Genomic DNA, 21,314 nt, shown 5'->3' with positions numbered 1-21,314 from the left:
CCCCCCCCCCCCCCCCCCCCCCCCCCCCCCCCCCCCCCCCCCCCCCCCGGGCTGGTGGGGTCGGACTCCTTCCCGCAGGGAAGGGCTCCGACCCCGTTGCTGCATCAGCGGTTGTTGATGATGTAGTCGGCGATGATGCCGGTGGCCACGGCCACCAGCAGCATGTTGCCGCGGTCGTCGCGGATCCAGTGGTGGCCGTACGGCGGGCGACGCAGGTGGTAACGCGGGTAATCGTTCACCACGTAGATCGGGCCACGGTAGTAATCGCGGTAGCGGTGCCCGCGCTGCCAGCCGTAACCCGGGCCCGGGCCATAGCCGGGGCGGTAGACCACACGCGGCGGCGGCGCCGGGTGGTAGTAGCGGCGGTCGTGGTCGCGGTTCCAGTCGCGGCGGGCGTCGCGGCGATCACGCTCGTAGTCGCGGCGGGCCTCGCGGACGTCGTGGCGGTACTCGCGACGGTCGTCACGGCGGTCTTCTCGCCACTCGCGGCGGTCACGGTGGTCGTTGTCGGCAAACGCCGGGGCGACCGCGCCCAGGGCCAGAACAGAGGCCACGGCTCCGGCCATGATTCGGTTGATGCGCATGAGAAACCTCTGCTCGGGTGGGTGGTGAGGCCAATCTTGCGCATTGCGTCTGAACGGATATTGGCTGGAAACGGTTCCGATTCGCAGGATGTGACGCAGTATTCAGGCAGCGGCCAGCCCCGGGGCCAAGGGCGGCGCGGGCGGTAAGCGGTTCCGGCTATAATTGGGGGTATTCCATTTCAGTCTGCGCCCGCTGTCGTCCGGGATCTTCCCGCTGACGGACGGGTGCAGGGCCGCGCCCTTACGGAGACCTCATGTCCTCGCAATACATCTACACCATGAACCGCGTGTCCAAGGTGGTCCCGCCCAAGCGGCAGATCATCAAGGACATCTCGCTGTCCTTCTTCCCGGGCGCGAAGATCGGCCTGCTGGGCCTGAACGGCGCCGGCAAGTCCACCGTGCTGAAGATCATGGCCGGCGTGGATACCGATTTCGAGGGCGAAGCCCGCCCGCAGCCGGGCATCAAGGTCGGCTACCTGGCGCAGGAACCGGAACTGGACCCGACCAAGACCGTGCGTGAAGCGGTGGAGGAAGGCGTGGGCGAAGTGCTGCAGGCCCAGGCCGCGCTGGAAGCGGTGTACGCCGCCTACGCCGAGGAAGGCGCCGACTTCGACGCGCTGGCCAAGGAACAGGAGCGCCTGGAGGCGATCCTGGCCGCTGGCGACGCGCACACCCTGGAAAACCAGCTGGACGTGGCCGCCGATGCGCTGCGCCTGCCGCCGTGGGATGCCATCGTGGGCAAGCTGTCCGGTGGTGAAAAGCGCCGCGTGGCGCTGTGCCGCCTGCTGCTGCAGAAGCCGGACATGCTGCTGCTCGACGAACCGACCAACCACCTGGACGCCGAGTCGGTGGAATGGCTGGAACAGTTCCTGGCGCGCTACACCGGCACCGTGGTGGCCGTCACCCATGATCGCTACTTCCTGGACAACGCCGCCGAGTGGATCCTGGAACTGGACCGCGGCCGCGGCATTCCGTGGAAGGGCAACTACACCGACTGGCTGACCCAGAAGGATGAGCGCCTGAAGCAGGAAGACAACCAGGAAAAGGCTCGCCAGAAGGCGATCCAGAAGGAACTGGAGTGGTCGCGCCAGAACGCCAAGGGCGGCCGCACCAAGGGCAAGGCCCGTCTTGCCCGCCTGGAAGAGCTGCAGTCGGTCGATTACCAGAAGCGCAACGAGACCAATGAAATCTTCATCCCGCCGGGCGAGCGCCTGGGCAATGCGGTGATGGAGTTCAAGAACGTCTCCAAGAAGTTCGGCGACCGCCTGCTGTTCGACGACCTGAGCTTCCTGGTGCCGGCCGGCGCCATCGTCGGCATCATCGGCCCCAACGGCGCCGGTAAGTCGACCCTGTTCAAGATGATCACCGGCCAGGAAAAGCCGGATTCGGGCGAGATCGTGGTCGGCCCGACCGTGAAGCTGTCCTACGTGGACCAGAGCCGCGACGCACTGGAAGGCAACCACAATGTCTTCCAGGAAATCGCTGGCGGCCTGGACATCCTGAACATCAACGGCATCGAGATCCAGTCGCGCGCCTACATCGGCCGCTTCAACTTCAAGGGGCAGGACCAGCAGAAGATGGTCGGTTCGCTGTCCGGTGGTGAGCGTGGTCGCCTGCACATGGCCAAGACCCTGCTGCAGGGTGGCAACGTGCTGCTGCTCGACGAACCGTCCAACGACCTGGACATCGAAACCCTGCGCGCGCTGGAAGATGCGCTGCTGGAATTCCCGGGCAACACCTTCGTCATTTCGCATGACCGCTGGTTCCTGGATCGCATCGCCACGCACATCCTGGCGTTCGAAGGCGATTCGCACGTGGAGTTCTTCCAGGGCAACTACCGCGAGTACGAAGAAGACAAGCGCCGCCGCATGGGCGACGACGCCGCGCCCAAGCGCCTGCGCTTCAAGGCGCTGAAGTAAGGCAACCGGAAAGGCCGCGCTCGCGCGGCCTTTCTCTTTCGGTAGGTCACCACCGTTGGTGGTGACGCTTCAAGGAGTACCGACCAACGGTCGGTACCTACCACCAACGGGTCGAGATTCCCCCATGTCCCTGTTCGAACGCCTGTTCCAGCTGCAGCAGCACGGCACCACCGTGCGCACCGAGCTGCTGGCCGGTGTCACCACCTTCCTGACGATGTCCTACATCGTCTTCGTCAATCCGGAAATCCTGGGAACCACGGGCATGGATGCCGGCGCGGTGTTCGTTGCCACCTGCCTGGCGGCGGCGCTGGGTTCGGCAGTGATGGCGCTGGCGGCCAACTTCCCGGTGGGCATGGCGCCGGGCATGGGCCTGAACGCGTTCTTTGCCTTCACCGTGGTCGGTGCCGCCGGTCTGCCGTGGCAGCAGGCGCTGGCAGCGGTGTTCATTTCCGGTCTGGTGTTCCTGGTGTTGTCGCTGACCGGCGTGCGCGCCTGGCTGGTGGCCGGCATTCCCTCGTCGTTGCGCTCGGCCATCGTGGCCGGCATCGGTCTGTTCCTGGCGATCATCGCGCTGCAGAAGTCGGGCGTGATCATTGCCAACGAAGACACGCTGGTGGCGCTGGGCCCGCTGAATACCGCGCCGCCGCTGCTGGCCCTGGGCGGCTTTCTGTTGATTGCGATCCTGGAAGCACGCCGCGTGCGCGGTGCGATCCTGATCGGCATCCTGGCGGTGACCGCCGTGGCGTGGGCGCTGGGCGATGTGCAGTTCAAGGGGCTGGTGTCTTTGCCGCCCAGCCTGGCCCCCACCTTCCTGCAGCTGGATCTTCCCGGCCTGCTGCACCATGACGGCGGCGCCCCGATTGCGGTGCTGCTGCAGGTGGTGCTGGTGTTCGTGCTGGTGGAAGTGTTCGATGCCACCGGCACGCTGTACGGCGTAGTCGGGCGTGCGGGCCTGCTGAAGCTGCCGGGCGCGCAGAAGCGCTTCGGCCGCGCGTTGCTGGCCGACAGCACGGCAATCGTGGCGGGATCGCTGCTGGGCACCAGCAGCACCACCGCCTTCGCCGAAAGCGCCTCGGGCGTGCAGGTGGGCGGCCGCACCGGCCTGACCGCGCTGGTGGTGTCGGCGCTGTTCCTGGCCGCGCTGCTGTTCTCGCCGCTGGCGGCGATGGTGCCCGGCTATGCCACCGCCCCTGCCCTGCTGTTCGTGGCCGGGCTGATGCTGCGCGAGCTGGTGGAAGTGGACTGGAGCGATCTGACCGAATCGGTGCCGGCGGCGTTGTGTGCGTTGGCGATGCCGTTCACCTACTCCATTGCCAATGGCCTGGCCTTTGGTTTCATTGCCTATGCGGCGCTGAAGGCCGGTACCGGGCGTTGGCGCGAAGTGCACCCGGCGGTGTGGCTGGTGGCGGTGCTGTTCGTGCTGCGCTACGCGTTGGAATGACCGTTGAATGGGGTCAGAGCCCGTTGCTGTGCAACGGGATCCGACCCCGTCGGCTGTAGTTGGGGTCAGATCCCTTTGCAGCGCAAAGGGCTCTGACCCCGTGTTGTGCCCCTACCAACGCGGCTGCAGGCGGCCGTCGGCGGCGAAGCGCCAGCGGCCTTCCATCCAGCCGCGGCCGAACAGGGTAAGCATCTGCGTGTAATAGGCCGGCTCGGCGCTGCGTTGCTGTTCCGCCGTTGGCAGGCTGGCCAACAACGCCTGCGCCTGCTGCGTTTCGCCCTGCGCCTGCAGGTACGGCAGCAGCGCGGCACGGAACCCGTAGTTGCCTTCGCCCTGCCCTTGCCCGCTGCGGGTGTCCACCTTTTCCCACATCGCGCCACCGCTGCGCAGGCGCTGCAGCGGGCCGGACAAGGCCTGCAACTGCGGCCGGAACAGCGGGTCGCGCGCTGCGGTCATGCCGGCCCAGGCATAGCAGCGGATGGCATCGTAGCCGCCCACCGGGCCCTTCACCGGGTCCACCACGAACGCGCCCTTGCGCCAGGCCGCCCAGTCCGGCGCGAAGCCGTGCGGGCTGGTCTGCTGCAGCAACGCCACCGTGTTGCGGGCCAGCGCCTGCCACGGGCCCTGCGTGTCCACGGCGGCGAAGCGCCGCAGCAACGGCAACGGCAGATAGCTGGGATTGACCCGCGTGGCATCGTCTTCAATGAACCCCTGCGGGCCCGGCAGCAGCATCGGCCCCAGCCCATCCAGTTCGACGATTTCGCGCGCTCGCACCTGCGCCAGCATGCCGGCGCCGATCATCTGCAATGCCGGGCGCCGCCACAACCGCGCGCCTTCCAGCAGCGCATAGGCCAGCCACAGATCGGAATCGGAGGCGGGGTTGTCGTCCAGCACGCGCCAAGCGCCCTTGCCATCGCGCCCCCACAGCCAGGCCGGCAGGCGCGCGGACATGTCACCGCCGGCCAGGTTGTCCTGGGTCCAGCCCAGCACCCGGTCGAACAGGGCCTGGTCGTTGTCCACCAGTGCGAAGAACAGCGCATAGGACTGCCCTTCGGACGTGGTGCGCTGGTCGTCCTGGCTGCGGTCGATCATGCGCCCGTCGCGGCTCAGGCTGCTGGCCTGCAGCACCTGCCAGGCGGGCCAGCGAGGCGCCGTCTGTGCCTGCGCGCCCACGTGGGCCAGCAGCGGCAGGGTCGCGGCCACCTGCAGCAGGCGGCGGCGCTGCGGATCAGCGGAATTCGCCATAGGGCACCAGCGGAGACACCGGCAACGGCAGGTTGCCCTGCCACGGCTTCAGCGTATAGCGCAGATAGAGCTGGAAGGTATTCGGCGAAAAATCGCGGCTGCGCTGCAGCGTACCGGCCGCACCCAGCACGAAGTGGTCGCCCAGGCGCCGTTCCACCGCCGCGTACAGGCGCGAGCCGGTACCGCTGCTGCGACCACTGCTGGTGTACAGGCCATCCGGGTCGAGCGTAAGCGGGCCGTACTGCGGCTCCAGCTGGGCGATCACCCGCTCGATCAGGGCCTGGTCGGGATAGCGGCTGATGGACGCGGTGCGTGCGCTGGACACGCTGAAGGACGCATCCACGCGCAGCGACCAGTTGTCGCTGCGCCAGGCGAAGCTGGCGGGCAGGCTGAGCGAGGCATAGCGCTGCGGGCTGTAGTAGCCGCCCTGCCCCAGCGAATAACCGCCCAGGTCTTTCTGGTAACGCCAGTACATGGCCGTGGTGCCCACGTCCAGGCGCATGTCCGGCCGCTGGATCAGCTTGTGGTACCACCCGGCCATCGCCCGCGCGCGGGTGTTGTCTTCCACGTTGCGACCGGTCAGGCGGTGCCAGCTCCAGTTCGACCAGACACCGTTGCGGCCACCTTCGTCGTAGCCCAGGCTGAGGGTCACGCCATTGGCGGTGACCCCGCCCCAGGCAATGCCACTGCGCGGATCGACCGCGCCGGCCTGGGAAAGCAATGAATTGGTCATCGGCCGGCGCGACACCGTGGCGCCCCAGCCCAGCCGGCCCAGGTCACCGTTCAAGGTGACCCCACCCAGCCAGTTGCCCACCACGTAGTTGGACGGGGTGTGGCCCAGGTCGATGTTCCAGCGGTCGTCCAGCGTGCGCCAGCCCACGGCGAAGCCGGCACCGGAATTGCGCCGCTGGTGCACGTAGCGGCTGCAACCCGGCGCGCGCAGCGCGGTGCCATCGGCCTGCAGCAGATCCAGATCGCAGCTGCCGAAATCTTCGTCGAAGGTGCCGTCCTCGCCGGTCTGGAAACGCCCGGCATCGAAATGCACCTGCTCGATGCGCGCCCAGCCCAGGCCGCCGGCGAACGGTGCATCCAGGTGGGCGATGCGGGTGTCACGCGAGAGCCGTGACAGACCCGGCGTGCCGTCGCTGCGGCGGCCGGAATCCTGCATCACTGTCAGCGTCGGGTTCTGCTGCTGGTACAGCGTGTCCACATCGCTGCGCAGGCTGCTGCGCAGCCAGTCATCGCCTTCGGTCTGGCGGCTGGCCAGGGTGAGCGCGCGGTTGTCGCGCGGCGTGGCCTGCGCCGGGGCCAGCAGTCCGTTGTCGGCCATGGCCTGGGCATACATGTCCAGCGCCTGCTCTGGATCATCGGCGCGCACCAGCCGCGCCGCATCGCGCCAGGACTGCGCATCGGCCTCGGTCTTGCGCGCCAGCAGCCCGCGCAAGATCTGCAGCGCGCGCGCATTTTCATGCAGGTCGGTCCAGATGCCGGCCAACTGCCGCTGCTGGCCCAGCGCATCGTCGGCCACCTGCGGCGGCGCGTCGTGCATCTGCTGGCGCGCACGCGGCAGATCGCCCTGCGCGATCCATGCCTGCACCTGGCCCAGCTGGGCATCCACGTTGTCTGGTTGCGCGGCCAGCACCTGCTGGTAGTAATGCAGTGCCTGTGCCGCATCACCGCGCAGGCGCGCCCATTCGGCCAGCAGCAGGTCGTTGTCGGCGCTGGGCGGTTGCTGCTGCAGCAGTGCGATGGCCTCAGGCTCGCGGCCCTGCGCGCGCAGCTCCCACAGGTGTTCCACCAGTTGCTGGCGCTGCAGGCGCTGCGACAGCGCACGCATGTCATCGTCCCAGCGCTCGCGCGGCACGCTGTCCAGCACCGCCAGCGCCTGCGGCAGGCGATCGCTGCCGGACAGGTACAAGGCCTGCGCGTAGCGCGCTTCGCTGCTGTCATTGCGCGCGGCCATGTCGGCCACCACCGCATCGGCGTCGTCGTCGCGACCGGCGCTGCGCAGCTCATTGCCCAATGCATAAGCCAGCCACGCATCGCCGGGCAGTTCCTGGCGCAACTGTTGGCCCAGGCGGATTGCAGTGGCGGCATCGCCGGCGGCCAGCGCCTGTTCGCGGCGCTCGCGCAGCCGGCTGATCTGCAGTTGCCGCAGATCTTCGGCATACAGCTTCTGCTGCGCGGCCGGCAGCGAATGAATGAAGCTTTCCAGCCGCTGCGGATCGGTGCGCCCATACAGCTGCACCAGCTTGCGGATCACATTGGCATCGCGCGGTGCGCGGCGCTGCGCGGCCAGCAGCAGGCGTTCGGCGCTGGCATCGTCGCCCCGGGCCACGGCCACGTCCACCAGCCCCAGCTGTGCATTGATCTCACCGGGTTGCTGGCGGCGCGCACGCTCGTACAGCGCCTGCGCCTGGTCCACGTTGCCACTGGCCAGGGCTGCTTCGGCCTGGTCCAGCAACAGCCAGTAACGCGTACTGGCCAGCAGGTCGGTCCACTTGTCGGTGCTGTCACCGGCCGGCGTGGCCTGCACGGCACGCTGGAAATAGTTGATGGCCTGTTCGCGGCGCCCCTGCCGCATCACCGCCATGCCCAGCCCGCCCAGGAATTCGGGTTCGCGCGGATAGCCACGCAAGGCCTGCAGGAAGGCCCGCTCGGCCTCGGCATTGCGCTCGCGATCCAGCAGCTGCTGGCCGCGCAGGCCGGCACGCCAGGCCGGGTCGCTCACCCGCTTGTGCTGGTCGGCATAGCGCTCGCGCACCAGCGCGATGTCGTTGAAGTTTGGATTGCGGGTGATGAAGGCCTGCAGCCGGCGCACGTTGGCATCATTGGCCGGCTGGTCCTGCAGGAAGTCCCATTCGGCATCGGCAGCCAGCGTGCGCGCTTCGGGATTGCGCCCCATGCGCTCGAGCGCGGCCAGCGCTTCGACATCGCGACCGGCGGCGAACAGCAGCTGCGACAACGTCTGCAGCAGCGCGGTATTGCCGGGATAACTGCGGTCCAGCGCACTCAGCTCGCGGATCGCCAGCGCGCGGCCATCGGCCTGCGCGCCGCGCAGGCGCCAGTACTCCAGGCCCAGCTGCAGCCCGGGCGGATCGTCATTGAACAGGCGGCGATAGATCACCAGTGCTTCGTCGCTGCGGCCACCGGCGGCGAACAGGCGCGCCTGCTGCAGGTCCTGCTGCAGATCGCCACGGTAGGCCCGCCACAGGCGCTCGCCGGCGGCCAGTTCACGACTGCCCGCCCCCAACTGGCGCAGGCGCTGCAGGGTGGCATCGGCGTCGGCCATCTTCTGCTGCGACAGCTGCACTTCCAGGATCGCCAACAGCGTGCTGCGGTCATCCGGGGCCAGCATGCGCAGTCGCGCCAGTGCATCTTCGATCAGGCCCTGGCGGCCGCTGGCTTCGCCGATGCGCACCTGTTCCAACAGCCATTGCCGCTGCTCGGCCACCGTGCCGCCCGGGGTGGCCGGCAGCGCCTGCGCCTGGCACGGGCCGACGCCGGCCAGGCCCAGCAGGACCAGGCCGGAGGCGGCGACCAGCGGATGCCGCGCGCGCGCCATCAGTGGTCCGGGCCCAACCGCTTGGCAGCCACCCAGCGCAGCGTACGCCACAGCAGGAAGGCGACCATCAGCACCACCACCGTGGCCAGCACCGCCAGCAACGCCGGGTGATCGGCCAGGTGGTACCAGAGCAGCAACCACCACGGCAGCGAGCCGACGTAGTAGTGCTCGCCCACGAACTGGCTGTGGATGCCCGAGGTGCGCAGAATCGCCACCGAACCGGCGATGGCCTGGCGCTTGCCGGTGTCACTCAGGGCCTCGTCCAGCAGGCCGTAGTCGGCCGCGCCACTGGCCGCCAGCGAGACGATGCTGCGCTGCGCGTGGTGGGGCGACTGCAGGCCGACGATGGCGGCGAACGGTGCATCGGCGGTCACCGCCACTTCGGTTACCGCCGGGTCACCCTGGCGGCTGCCACGGCGGGCCTGTTCCATCGCCTGCTGCGGCGACGGCGACTGGCCGTTCAACAGGCGCGTGCGCTGGGCGTCGATGAGCAGCGAAAGCTGGTCGCTGCCGCGCAGCTCATCGGGCAGTGCGCCCAGCATCAACAGGTCCGCATCCAACGTGCTGGCCTGCTTCCAATCGTTGGACAGGCGCAGCCCGTAGGCGGGGTAACCGGTCTGCACGCCCAGCCCGCCCACCAGGTTCAGCAGCAGGGTGGCCTGCGCTTCGCTGGCCTGCGCCGGCAGCAACACCACCGTTTCAGACAAGTCGGCCATGCGGGTGAACGGGAAACCGCTGAGTGCGAACGCGGACAGGTCCGGCAGGCCCATGTAGTGGTGGAAGCCGGAGAAATCGATGGTCGAATCTTCTTCGATCGCCGCCTGCAGGTTGGGCGGCAGCACGGTCTGGCAATGGTCACGCTGGGCACTGCCCATCACGCTGGCGAAGTTGAAATCGAAGCGCAGCTGGTTGCGGTCGCCCAGCTTCAGCGACGGAATCAACAGACGCCCCGCGTCGGCACCGGCGTCACCGGCCAATACCGGCAGGCGGATTTCTTCCAGGCCCTGCTTGCCGTTGCGGCGCACCAGCGGGAAGCTGGAAATGAACTGGTCGTTGATGGCCACGCCCAATCGCGATTCGTCGCTGCCGAACGGCGGCGTGTAGCGGTAGCGCAGGTTCAGCGGAATGCCCTGGTTGCGCCAGATGAACAGATCCGGCGGCAGGTTGAGGTTGACCGTGATCGGCTGCGGGGCCACGCCGTTGGCGTGCAGCTGCTGCGGGTAATCCAGCAGTTCACCCAGGCGCACGGCGCGGTCGGTGCGCACCCAGTTGGGCGCGTCGTAGGGCTTGCGCGGGGCCAGCGGCTTGATCTGGTCGATGGCCACCCGCTTGCCACGGAACAGCACGTTGCCCGCGGCCATGGCCGCCACGGCCTTCTGCAGGTCGTCGTCGTTGCGGCCCAGCACCAGCAGCAGCTTGCGCTGCGGATCGTCCGGCAGCGCCATCAGTTCCACCACCGGCCCCTGCACCGGCGCGTGGTTGGCGATCACCGGCGGGAACTTGCCGTTCACCGCCAGCACCACGGCATGGCCCTTGTCCGGCAGCGCACCGAAGCTGACCGGGAAGCGCGCCTGCCGCCACCAGCCGGCCAGGCTGCCGAAGTACGACGCCATGATGGCGCCGGCACGCTGCTGCGCCAGGGTCGGCGCGGTGCCGTAGACCACCGGCAGTTCCAGCCGCGCGGTGTCGCGCGGGTCGAAGAACGGCAGCGGGAAATTGGCCAGGTCGTCCTGCATGGCCAGCGGCTGGCCGCCCAGACGCAGCGTGCTGTTGCTCGAAACGTTCACCCACAGCGAGCTGTGCGTGGGCTCTTCGCAGATGTCGGTGTAGTGGCCGACGAACTCCAGCCGCACCTGGTTGAAATCGGCGATCAGCCGCGCATCCAGCGGCAGCTTGGCCTGCACCGGGCGCCCCAGCTGGTCGTTGCTGATCGGCACCACGCCCATCATCGCGTCATTCAGGTACACGCGCAGGTGCGACAGCGTCGGCAGCAGCGACGGTGACGGAGTGAAGCTCAGGTCCAGCTCGGCTTCGCGTGCCAGGCGATCGCGGCGCACCTGGAATTCCAGTGTGGTGGTGTTGCGCACGCCCGACAGCAGCACATCCTGGCGGCGGCCCAGCTCGGCAAACGTGCTTTCGCGCTGCCACGGCCAGGCGCTGCCCGCCCAGGTTTCGGCCTGCGCCGGTTCCGGCCGCGGCGCGGGCACCACGGCGGCATTCACCGGCGTGGGCACGGCCACCTGCGCCGGTGCGGTGTCAGGCGTGGACCCGGTGGTCGCGGGCAGGCGGGCCGGCGCGGGGGCACTGTTGCCCGAAGCGACCGGCAGGGCCAGCAGCGGCAGCAGCAGCCAGCGCAGAGGAGAGGAAATGCTCATGGACGAAGCCCTGGGTCAGCGGCTGGGTCAGCCGGGTGGGAGGGAAGCGGACGTTGCGGAGCGAAGCTGGCCATCCAGCGCAGCAGGCGCCGGCTCCAGTGCACGGGCCGGTCGAGGTCGAACGGGGCGAAATCGCCCATCCGCCGGTAACCGCGCCAGCCCAGCACCAGCACGCTCCACAGGCTGCGCGGCAGGCTCTTGGGCTGGTAGCCGGCATGCCAGTCAAGCCAGGCATCGGCACGGGCGAAGGTGCACTGGGCGAACTCCACGCGCTGGCGTTCGCTGTCGAACTGCAGCAGCAGGCCCAGGCGGTGGCCCATGGTGCGCTGCACGCGTGCGGGGAAAGCAAACTCGCGGCGGCCGCGGCCCAGCAGCACGTGTACCCGCGCGCCTTCGGTCAGGCCGGGGTCGTTGCCCAGCTCCACGCCCACGCCGTCGTTGGAATAGTCCTGCAGCACGCCGCGCAGGCGACGCCCATCGGGCACCTGCAGGGCCATCGGCAGGTGCGTGGTGACGCGGTGGGTGCGCCGCACCTGCTGCACTTCGGCGGCGACCGCCAGCGCGCCGCCGATGATCAGCAGGTTGTACAGCACCCACAGCGAACTGACGATCACCGTGCCGCGCTCATCGGCCGGGCCGTGCATGAAGCGCCAGACCGCGAAGCACAGGCCGGCCACGTTCAGCAGCGCCAGGACCAGGTACGGCCGTGCCACGCGCCAGTCGAAGCGGTCGCCATCCTGGGTACCGCCCTTGTCGGTCACGTTGAACTTGCCGCGGCCGGGGCTGAACAAGGCCACGGTGGTGGGCCGCGCGATGTACCAGGCCAGCACGGTCTCGTACACCTCGCCCCAGAACGGGCGGCGGTACTTGCCCTGGATACGCGCGTTGGTCAGGCTGGCATGGGCCATGTGCGGCACCACGAACAGCAGGATGGCCAGTGCCGGCGCATAGATGATGTAGACGTGCAGCAGCAGGAACGCCAGCGGCGCGGTCAGGAACACCAGGCGCGGAATGCCGGCCAGGAAGTGCAGCATGGCGTTGGCATAGCAGAACCGCTGGAACAGGCTCAGGCCCTTGCCGATCAGCGGATTGTCGATGCGGAAGATCTGCACCATGCCGCGTGCCCAGCGGATGCGCTGGTTCACGTGCGCGCCCAGGCTGTCGGTGGCCAGGCCCGCCGCCTGCGGAATGCGCAGGTACGCCGAGTTCCAGCCATTGCGGTGCAGCCGCAGCGCGGTGTGCGCATCTTCGGTGACGGTTTCGGTGGCGAAGCCACCAATGGCATCGATCGCTTCGCGGCGGATGACCGCGCACGAGCCGCAGAAGAAGGCGGCGTTCCACAGGTCGTTGCCGTCCTGCACCAGGCCGTAGAACAGCTCGCCTTCGTTGGGATCGCTGCGGAACACCTGCAGGTTGCGTTCGAACGGGTCGGCCGAGAAGAAATGGTGCGGGGTCTGCACCAGCGCCAGCTTCGGGTCACGGCCGAACCAGCCGCAGGTGACCTGCAGGAACGAACGCACCGGCAGATGGTCGCAATCGAAGATGGCCACCAGCTCACCATCGATCAGGGTCAGCGCATGGTTCAGGTTGCCGGCCTTGGCGTGGCGATTGTCGGTGCGGGTGATGTAGTTCACCCCGGTCTGTTCGGCGAATGCGCGGAATTCCTCGCGCTTGCCGTCGTCCAGGATATGGATGCGCAGCTTGTCGGCCGGCCAGTCCAGGCCCATCGCGGCGTAGACCGTATGCCGCACCAGCGACAGGTCTTCGTTGTAGGTGGGAATGAGCACGTCGACGGTGGGCCACTGCCGCACGTCGGCCGGCAGCGGCGCCGGGCGCCGGCGCAGCGGCCAGGCCACCTGCACGTAGCCCAGCATCAGCACCAGCCAGGAATAGGTTTCGGCGGCCAGCAGGATCAGGCCGCAGACCAGGTCGAAGGTGCTGTTCCAGTTCAACGTGGCGGTGTAGCGCCACCACAGGTAACGGCAGGACACGGTGATCGACAGCACCACCAGCACCAGGGTGGCGTAGCGCCCCTGCATGCGCCGCACCAGCAAGGCGATGGCCCACAGCAGCAGCACGAACACGAACTGCGCCAGGTAGCTGAAGGGCTGGGTGACGCACAGCAGCGCCAGGCCCAGCGTGGCAACACCGATGGCCGCCGTCGCCCAGCGCCGTGCGCGCGGCGACAGGGTGCGCACGCGCTCGCCGGCCCAGGCCATGAACCGGCTGTTCCACACATCCTTGGGGGCATCGCGCATGGTGCGCAGGTAGCGCACGTGGCCGCGACCGGCCGCGCCGCGCAGTTCGGCGATGCGCTGCTGGCGTGCGCGCGCCAGCCGCTGCCGGCGCAGCGATCGGCGCGGCACCAGGCGCACCACCGACAGCCACAGCGCCTGCACCAGCAGACGGATCGGGTCACCCGGGCGCCAGCGGCGGTCGCCCTGCAGCTGCGGGAACGCGGCGCGCAGCCGTGGTGCCAGGCCCTGCCAGGCGGGTCCTTCCAGGCGCAGCAGCGCCCAGCCCAGGGCCTGCAACAGCCACAGCACCGCGCGGGTCGGCCAGGCCGCATGCACGCGGTGGCGCAGCCGCCCCCAGTCCAGGTAATAGACCCGCTGGCTCATCATCGCCGGCCAGCCTCCGCTCGTTGCAGGCGCGCCGCTTCCGCCAGGCACCACAGGGCCAGCCCCTGCACATCGGCGGCGGCCAGCGAATCGGCTGCGTGCTGGCCCAACGGCTGCTTGCTGGCCAGCGCCGCCGGCACCTGCGCATCCTCGTGTAGCGGCTGCGGCAGCAGGCCGGCGCCATGGCTGTGCAGCCACAGCTGCATCAGATCGCGCTGCACCTGCACGGCCGGGTCGTAGCGGTTCACCAGCAGGCGCCGGTCATCCTCGCGCTGGCGGTGCAGCTGCACGTGGCTGGCCGGGTCCACGCAGGCCAGGCGCAGCGGCAGGCGGCAGGCGGCGTGGGTGTTGATGGCCGCCACATGCGCGGGCAGGCGCTGCGGCAGATCGAACAGCACGCAGTCGAACTGTGCCGACAGCCTGGGCAGGCGCTCGGCCCAGGTCTGTGGCGCTGCCGTCAACGCGTGTTCCAGCTGCAGGGCTTCGCTGGCATCAACCTGGCCATAGGGCAGCACGGCCAGCCCGGGCGCACAGGCGAATGCGGCCGCGCGCCAGTCAGCACCGTCCAGCTGCGCGCGGGCCCAGCCGGCGCGCTCGCCGGCGGCCAGGCCCAGGTGCAGGCCCAGCATCTGGTCCGGGCTCATTTCCACCAGCAGCACACGCTGGCCCTGCGCATGCAGGGCCTGGCCCAGTGCCGCCAGCACCGTGGTCACGCCGGTGCCGCCGCGCACGCCCTGCAGTGACAGGGTCAACGTCATGGCAGGCGCTCCAGCTCGGCCAGCAGCGGCCAGCGCGCCAGTGCCTGGGCGCGTTCGTTGTTCGCGGAAAAATCCACGTACCGCATGTCCGGCATCGCCAGACTGCGGCGCAGCAGGTCGATGTCGTCCTCTTCCACCGACAGGGTGGCAGGCACCGCCAGGATGTCGGCCATCAGCGCTTGTCCTCCGGGTAGGGGCTCCAGGTCTGGCTGCCCTGCAGCTGCAGCCACGGCTTGCCGTCGTAATCGATGACCTTGGCGCCTTCGTTTTCCGAAACCGACGGGGTCTGCGGCAGGCCCTGCAGCAGGCTGTTCCAATCCCGATCGGCCGGCGGCGACTGCGCATTCAACGCGTACACGCGCGACACAAGTTCGGAAATGGCGAGGAAACTGCTGGGTTCGGGCACGTGGCGCGGGCCACCGGCGGCCGGCGCGCCCATGCCGACCAGCTTCACCCCCACCGGCACATGGGTGATGGACGGGCTGGGAATCTCGCGCATGCCCGGAATCTGCATGCGATCGCCGTGCAGGGCCGCGCCGTGCTCGGGCACGACCACGATCATCGCGCGGCGCCCGCTCTTTTCCACCGCATCGACGAAACCAGCCATGTCGCCCAGCACCATGTCCGCGCGCGCCTTGTAATCGGCGGCGGCGGCACGGCCATCGGCGCCGACGATGCGGTTGCCGTCGTGCAGCGAGATGGTGTTGTAGAACAGGGCCACCTGCGGGCTGGATTCGGCCTGGCGCTGTTTCAGCCAGCCCATCAGCACGTCGCCGTCGCGGCGCAGCGGCGATTTGTCGAACGCCACCAGCGCACGCGGGAAGGCGCTGATATCCATCGGCTTGGCCTGCAGGCCACCGTAGCGCGACAGTTCACCGATGAAATCATCGAAGTGGCCGTCGTGGTTCATCGCCAGTTCGCTCTGGAACCCCAGCCGCTGCAGGTTGGAGAACAACTGGCATTCGGCCGGCACCGGGTCGAACAGCGCGGTATGCGAGGTCTGGCCGCAGCTGGCGCGCAACAGGCGGATCGCCGCCGGGCCGCTGTAGGCGGTGGCAGAATTGAAATCGTCGAACACCACGTCCATGTGGTCCAGCAGGTTGTTCTGGCGCAGGCCGACTTCATCCAGGTCGCTCCAGGCCAGCGAGCAGATGTTGAGGATGATGACGTCGAACGGTGCGCCGCTGGCCGGGGCCGGGAACGTGGTCTTCAGCGTGGCCTGCTGCTGGTAGAAGCTGGCCAGCCAAGCGTTGAGCGTATCGTTGCTGGCCGGTGCCAGCGCGCGCGTGGCCGCGCCGCCGGTGGCTGCTACGGCCTGGGCCTGCCCCCACCCCCAGCCCGCCGGCAATGGCAGGGCCAGCACGGCCATGCCGAGCATGCCCAGCACGCTCAGCGTGGTCACCCGCAGCCACGGCTTCAGCAGTACGTAGCCCACTACCAGCAGCGACAGCACCGCCACCATCTGCCAGTTGATGAAACGCTGCGCCAGTTCCAGCCAGTAGTCGGCGGAAAAATCCAGCACGCCCGGCTGCGCCAGCAGGCGCTGGAACGGCGGCCACCAGGTGTCCTGGTAATACAGGGCCACACCCACCGGCACCGCCACCACGGTGCGCGCGATGCGCGCCCAGCGCCAGCGCAGCGGCACCAGCAGCGCAGCCAGGAACAGCAGGTTGGGCAGCAGCTTCAGGTTCAGCGCGCCCATCCAGGCCAGCGCCACCTTGGACAGGAAATACAGGTTCCAACCGCGCAGGTCGGCCCAGGCGAAGGGCGAAGCAGGCAACGGCTGCGGACTCATGCAGGCCTCCGCGGCGCACGCTGGCGCACGCCCACGCGGCGCAGCTGGCGCGGCGGCAGCAGACGCTGCACAGCGCGGCGCGCCATGCGCCAGAGCGCGCCCAGCATGGCGCCAAAGGGAATCATCAGTACCGCGCAGGCAACGATCAACGTCCACAGCTGCTGGTCGGTGGTCATGCATCCTCTCCCAGCCGCAGTGGCTTCGGTTCAGCAAACGTCGCCACCTGCACCGGCGCCGCCTCGGGCGTGGCGTCAGGGGGCGGCAACAGCTCGGTTTCGGGGTCGCTGCCGGTGGCGTTCATCGAGGCCAGGTCGTATTCGGCCAGGCGCTGGTAGCCGTCGAACAGTTCGCGCCACGGCAGGCGGAACAGATTGGACAGCGCCTGCTCGATGGCATCGCGGCGACAGCCGAACAGGAACAGGCGGACCTGCCCGCGATAGACGCAGACCACGTCGCCCTGGCGACGGATGCGCAGCTGCTGCAGAGTCTGTTCGGCGCGCAGGCCGGCCACCGGCTGCAGCGCCAGCACCGCGCTTTCCACAGCACTGCCATCCAGATCGATGCGCTCGCCGGCAATCTGGCGGAAGCGGGCCACGCTGACCAGGCCACTGATCGGCGGCGGCCGGTGCGAGCGGATCAGCGGTTCCGGGTCATCGGCCAGTTGCCCCTGCCAGCGCTGGCGCTGCACGGCATCGAGCAGGGTCAGCAGGCGCGGCAGTGGCGTGTGCGCCGGCACCACCAGGCTGCCGCCACACTGCAGCAGCAGGCGTTCGTCGGCATAGCGCAGGCAGGGCTGCAGCTCGCGCACCACCAGCTTCAGCGCATCGCCGCGCTCGCGGCGCAGGCGGTGCAGCAGACGGGCCAGGGCATCCACCTGCGCGTTTTCATTGATGGCCAGCACCACCGTGGCCTCATTGGCGCGCAGCGCGGCCGGCATCAACCCCGCCCAGCCGTCGTACAGCTTCCACGCCGACGACAACGGCGGTGCGCCTTCCAGCACATCGGCCTGGGCCAGGAAAAGATCACAGTCGCTGCCGCCATCACCGGCCACGCTCACCGCGTCCGTCTGGTCATCGGCGATCCGCTGCAACTGGTTGCCGACCGCTTCCACCGCGAATGCCCGCTGGGCCACCACGCCATGGCTGTTGGCCCAGTAGTGCAGCAGCAGCTGCAGTGCGCCCCGGTGCGGGTGCAACTGGGCCACGCCCGCGCAGCTGCGGTTCAACGGCAGCAGGCGCGGCGCCAGGGTGGCCACTTCGCCGTGGCACAACAACAGCAGCACCTGGCCGGCGCGCTGCGCCCACTGCTGCAGTTGCTGGCACCAGCGCGCCAGACGCGCATCGTCCCAGCCATCCAGCGCCGCCACCGGGAACTGCACGATGCTGAGCGCGGTGGCCGCCGACGAGGCACGCGGCAGATCGCCTGGCAGGCTGCGCAGGGCCTGCTGCATGCCCGGATGTGAGCGCTGGAACAGGCGCACGCGTGTCGGCCCCTGGTCGGGCTGCAACAAGGCCAGCAGGGGTTCGACGGTGCGCCCCAGAGTCACCAGCAGCGCCTCGTCCAGGTCGGTCGCGGCCGCCAGCGTGCCCGCCCCGAGCAGATCGGCCGGCGCACTGCCGGCGGCCACGGCCCAGTACACGCCGCCCGGGCGCATCTCCACGAACTCGGCCGCGACGTCCGCAACGGCGAGCCGCGGCGGCGTCATGCCGGCATCCTTTCGACAACGATCTGTAGGTTCATGGGCGAGCAGGCAGGAAAAAACTGCAGCGGAAACGGTGCAATTGATGACGCACGTCACAATTGCGTGGCAAGGACGGCATGATACCGTCGATCTTCACGCTTGCGGCATCAACACACAGTCAACACATCAACCTGACGCGCGCACCCGAAGGCACGCGCTGTTGCCTTACGCCGGTGCTGCGGGGGGAAGTTCGAACACCTGGCGCAGGTAAGCCAGGTAGCCGGGGTCGTCGCACATGCTCTTGCCCGGCGAATCGCTGAGCTTGGCCACCGGCTGGCCGTTGCAGCGGACCATCTTGATGACGATGTTGAGCGGGGTCGGGCCCAGGTCGTTGGTCAGGTGCGTACCCACGCCGAAGGCCACCTGGCAGCGGCCACGGAAGTAGTCGTACAGGCGCATGACCTTGGTGATGTCCAGGCCATCGCTGAACACCAGTACCTTGCTGCGAGCATCCACGCGGCGCTGCTGGAAGTGCGCCAGCATGCGGTCGCCCCAGTCGAACGGGTCGCCCGAATCATGGCGCACGCCGTCGAACAGCTTGCAGAAGTACATGTCGAAGTCGCGCAGGAAGGCATCCAGCCCGACCACGTCGGACAGTGCGATTCCCAGGTCCCCGCGGTACTCGCGCGCCCACGATTCCAGCGCCGCCACCTGCGAATCGCGCAGGCGCGGCCCCAGTGCCTGGAAGGCCTGCAGGTATTCGTGGGCCATGGTGCCGTGCGGGGTCATGCCGTACAGGCGGGCGAAATGCACGTTGCTGGTACCCACCAGCTGCGGGCCCAGCGCATCGCGCAGCAGCGGCAGCAGGCGTGCATGCCAGTCGCGCGAATAACGCCGGCGGCTGCCATAGTCGGCAATGCGGCACTGTTCGAAACCGGGGGTATCGCGCAGCAGCGCGGCTTTGGCCTGCAGACGGCGCTCGCCTTCGGCGAAATCGGCGGTGGTGGTGTTGCGGAACCAGACTTCGTTGATGATCGCCAGCAGCGGCACTTCAAACAGAATGGTGTGCAGCCACGGCCCGGTGATGTCCAGGTCGATCTCGCCGGGTACGGTCTGCGACGGGCGCAGGCGGATGTACTTGCGGTCCAGGTGGAACAGGCCGAGGAAATCAGCGAAGTCCGGCTTCACGAAGCGCAGGCCGCGCATGTAGTCCAGTTCTGCATCGGTGAAGCGCAGGCTGCACAGATGATCGATTTCTTCATCGATCTGCTCGATGTAGCGCGCCAGGTCGATACCGGGGTTGCGGCACTTGAACCGGTACTGCACCTGGGCGCTGGGGTACTGGTGCAGCACCGCCTGCATCATGGTGAATTTGTACAGGTCGGTGTCGAGCAGGGACTGGATGATGGCCATGCCGCCATTATGCGCCCGATCAGGTGAATCGCGTTCCCGCAATCGGGCCAATACCCCGGCCCTACCCGGCGGTCAGAGCGCCTTGCGCAGCAACCGGGGTACCAGCATCAGCGCATGCGCCCAGATCGCGCCCCACACCAGCCCCCGCACCGGCCACGAGCGCTGCTTCGCCTCGAACTTGCTGAAGTAGCGCCACAGGCCACGGTGCTTGTGCCATTCCACGAAGAACGGCCGGGAGCGGCTGGAGACCCCACGCACGTGGGTCACCTGCAGATCGTTGGCGATGGCCACCACCCCGCCCGCTTCGCGCACGCGGCGGCACAGGTCCAGGTCTTCGGCATGCAGCCGGTACCCCGCGTCCCAGCCACCGATGCGGTCGAACAAGGCGCGCGGCATCAGCAGCAGCGCGCCGGACAGGGCCGGCACCACCTGCAGCGTCTGCTGCGGATCACGCGGGATGGCCAGCCGGCCGCCACGGCCCGGCGAGCGCAGCATGGCCAGGAAATCCGGATCGCGGCGGCGCACGGCATCGTCGGCCTGGCCCTGCTCGTCCACCTGTTCCACCCCCAGCAGCGCATCCCCCAGGCCTTCGGCGCGCGCACGCAGCGCGGCCAGGGTATCGGGCTCGACCATCAGGTCCGGGTTGATGAAGGCCAGCCAGGGGCTGTGCGAATCGGCCACGCCCTGGTTGTTGGCCGCAGCGAAGCCCGGGTTGTCCGGATTGCCGATGAAGCGCACGCGCGCATCGTGGCTGGCATGGCGCTGGATGATGTCCAGCGTGTCGTCCAGCGAGCCGTTGTCGATGACGCGGATTTCGGCCACGTCCTGCGACTGGCGCAGCCGCGAGAGACAGGCATCGATGGTGCTGCCGCTCTGGTAGGTCACAACGATGGCGGCAATGGCGGACTTCAAGCGGGCGACTCCGGCGGCGATGGCTGCGCGAACAGGTCGCCCTGCCCGCGCGGCATTATCGCCTGCTGCAGCTGCTGTTGCAGATCCTGGCGCAACGCGTGCAGCGGGTCGTGCATCAGGAAATCGGCCAGCCGCGGCATCCAGCCGGGCCAGCGCGCGGCCAGTGCTTCCAGGTCACCTTCGCGGCTGGGCGCTTCGCCGGCGCGGCTGACGAAGGCGTTCTCGCACAGCACGTTGCGCCAGCCCAGGCCGGCCATGCGCAGGCTCAGGTCCACCAGCGCGGCGTTCCATCCCAGGTAGCTGTCCACGTCCAGGCCACCGGCACGGCGGCGCGCGTTGCCGCGCACCAGCACCGCATGGGTCACCGCTGAGGGCAGTTCGGGGTGCAGGCTGGGCAACGCGGCGCAAGTGTGTGCCAGCAGGGCCGGATCAGCCGGTTCCGGATTGATCTCACCCAGCCGCGGCCAGGCGGCGGTTTCGCCGGCGTTGCACCAGGGTGTGGCGGTGGCGATGGCGGCATCACGGGCGAAGCAGGCCTGCAGCTGTTGCAGCCAACCGGATGCCGGCACGCAGTCGGGCGCGAGCACGGCCACGTCCAGCCCTTCGCAGGCACGCAGCATTTCATCCAGGTGGGCCACTTCGCCCAACGGTCGCGCGCGACGGGTGTATTCGGCCTGCAGCGGTGTATGCGCCAGCCAGTGTTCGACCACGGCCTGCGCACGCGGCCCGGCCTGTGCATCGTCGGCCAACCAGACGGCGGTACCGGGTGCGGTACCGGCATCCAGCGCGGCCAGGCAACGGTCCAGCACGGCATCGTCCACGCCCAGCGGCAACAACACGATCGCCCCCATCCCGCCTCCGTGGTTGTCGTTGGGCGAAGGGTAGCACTGGCCGGGTTGCACCCGGCACCCGCAGAAACCAGAGCAGGAGCCGGACCAACAGCAACAGCGGGCGATCCGTGGGTTGGCGGGGTGGGTCCGGTTGCGGGGGACGCCGCAAGTACGT

15 protein-coding genes are annotated in these 21,314 nt (G+C 68.8%); 2 read left to right on the top strand and 13 right to left on the bottom strand.

All coding sequences use genetic code 11. The features are described from left to right. Positions 1–104: 104 nt before the first annotated feature. Positions 105–584 carry an RcnB family protein gene (locus IAE58_RS15070; protein ID WP_164270808.1) on the bottom strand — a complete coding sequence of 160 codons (480 nt, stop codon included), beginning with the start codon at positions 582–584 and terminating at the stop codon, positions 105–107. Positions 585–838: 254 nt separating this feature from the next. Between IAE58_RS15070 and ettA the strand changes: the two genes are divergently transcribed. Next, positions 839–2,503 (top strand): energy-dependent translational throttle protein EttA, encoded by a 1,665-nt coding sequence (gene ettA, locus IAE58_RS15065; RefSeq protein ID WP_108748493.1) that lies wholly within the window; start codon positions 839–841, stop codon positions 2,501–2,503. A gap of 124 nt (positions 2,504–2,627) precedes the next feature. Beyond that, entirely contained in the window at positions 2,628–3,944 is a 1,317-nt protein-coding gene (locus IAE58_RS15060; protein ID WP_108755389.1) for an NCS2 family permease, read from the top strand. A 111-nt stretch (positions 3,945–4,055) separates the two neighbouring features. Here the strand turns inward: IAE58_RS15060 and bcsZ are convergent, their stop codons facing one another. The 12 genes from bcsZ to IAE58_RS15000 all read right to left on the bottom strand — a co-directional run bounded on the left by bcsZ (position 4,056) and on the right by IAE58_RS15000 (position 21,160). Continuing rightward, a complete protein-coding gene (gene bcsZ / locus IAE58_RS15055; RefSeq protein WP_199932255.1) occupies positions 4,056–5,189 on the bottom strand; it encodes a cellulose synthase complex periplasmic endoglucanase BcsZ in 1,134 nt (377 codons plus the stop codon). After that, positions 5,173–8,754 (bottom strand): cellulose synthase complex outer membrane protein BcsC, encoded by a 3,582-nt coding sequence (gene bcsC, locus IAE58_RS15050; protein WP_199932256.1) that lies wholly within the window; start codon positions 8,752–8,754, stop codon positions 5,173–5,175. The genes bcsZ and bcsC overlap by 17 nt, the downstream gene beginning before the upstream one ends. Then, the gene (gene bcsB / locus IAE58_RS15045) at positions 8,754–11,129 is read right to left on the bottom strand and encodes a cellulose biosynthesis cyclic di-GMP-binding regulatory protein BcsB (protein WP_199932257.1); all 2,376 of its coding nucleotides are present in this window, start codon (positions 11,127–11,129) and stop codon (positions 8,754–8,756) included. Before bcsB ends, bcsC begins: the two co-directional genes overlap by 1 nt. Then, the gene (bcsA, locus tag IAE58_RS15040) at positions 11,126–13,750 is read right to left on the bottom strand and encodes a UDP-forming cellulose synthase catalytic subunit (RefSeq protein ID WP_199932258.1); all 2,625 of its coding nucleotides are present in this window, start codon (positions 13,748–13,750) and stop codon (positions 11,126–11,128) included. The genes bcsB and bcsA overlap by 4 nt, the downstream gene beginning before the upstream one ends. After that, a complete protein-coding gene (gene bcsQ, locus IAE58_RS15035; RefSeq protein WP_199932259.1) occupies positions 13,750–14,508 on the bottom strand; it encodes a cellulose biosynthesis protein BcsQ in 759 nt (252 codons plus the stop codon). Before bcsQ ends, bcsA begins: the two co-directional genes overlap by 1 nt. Then, positions 14,505–14,681: a cellulose biosynthesis protein BcsR gene (bcsR, locus tag IAE58_RS15030; RefSeq protein WP_108748486.1), complete on the bottom strand. Its 177-nt coding sequence runs from the start codon at positions 14,679–14,681 to the stop codon at positions 14,505–14,507. The genes bcsQ and bcsR overlap by 4 nt, the downstream gene beginning before the upstream one ends. Then, the gene (gene bcsG, locus IAE58_RS15025; RefSeq protein ID WP_199932260.1) at positions 14,681–16,303 is read right to left on the bottom strand and encodes a cellulose biosynthesis protein BcsG; all 1,623 of its coding nucleotides are present in this window, start codon (positions 16,301–16,303) and stop codon (positions 14,681–14,683) included. Before bcsG ends, bcsR begins: the two co-directional genes overlap by 1 nt. After that, positions 16,300–16,479, bottom strand: a complete 180-nt coding sequence (gene bcsF, locus IAE58_RS15020; RefSeq protein ID WP_108748484.1) for a cellulose biosynthesis protein BcsF — start codon at positions 16,477–16,479, stop codon at positions 16,300–16,302. The genes bcsG and bcsF overlap by 4 nt, the downstream gene beginning before the upstream one ends. Next, positions 16,476–18,008: a BcsE family c-di-GMP-binding protein gene (locus IAE58_RS15015; RefSeq protein WP_199932261.1), complete on the bottom strand. Its 1,533-nt coding sequence runs from the start codon at positions 18,006–18,008 to the stop codon at positions 16,476–16,478. Before IAE58_RS15015 ends, bcsF begins: the two co-directional genes overlap by 4 nt. A gap of 201 nt (positions 18,009–18,209) precedes the next feature. Further along, positions 18,210–19,397, bottom strand: a complete 1,188-nt coding sequence (gene pncB, locus IAE58_RS15010) for a nicotinate phosphoribosyltransferase (protein WP_199932262.1) — start codon at positions 19,395–19,397, stop codon at positions 18,210–18,212. A gap of 72 nt (positions 19,398–19,469) precedes the next feature. Then, entirely contained in the window at positions 19,470–20,309 is an 840-nt protein-coding gene (locus IAE58_RS15005) for a glycosyltransferase family 2 protein (protein ID WP_199932263.1), read from the bottom strand. Further along, positions 20,306–21,160: a glycosyltransferase gene (locus IAE58_RS15000; RefSeq protein WP_199932264.1), complete on the bottom strand. Its 855-nt coding sequence runs from the start codon at positions 21,158–21,160 to the stop codon at positions 20,306–20,308. The genes IAE58_RS15005 and IAE58_RS15000 overlap by 4 nt, the downstream gene beginning before the upstream one ends. Positions 21,161–21,314 lie beyond the last annotated feature (154 nt).

The organism is Stenotrophomonas sp. S49 (assembly GCF_016624905.1).
Lineage (GTDB): Bacteria > Pseudomonadota > Gammaproteobacteria > Xanthomonadales > Xanthomonadaceae > Stenotrophomonas.
This window is presented reverse-complemented; position numbering and strand designations above follow the sequence as displayed.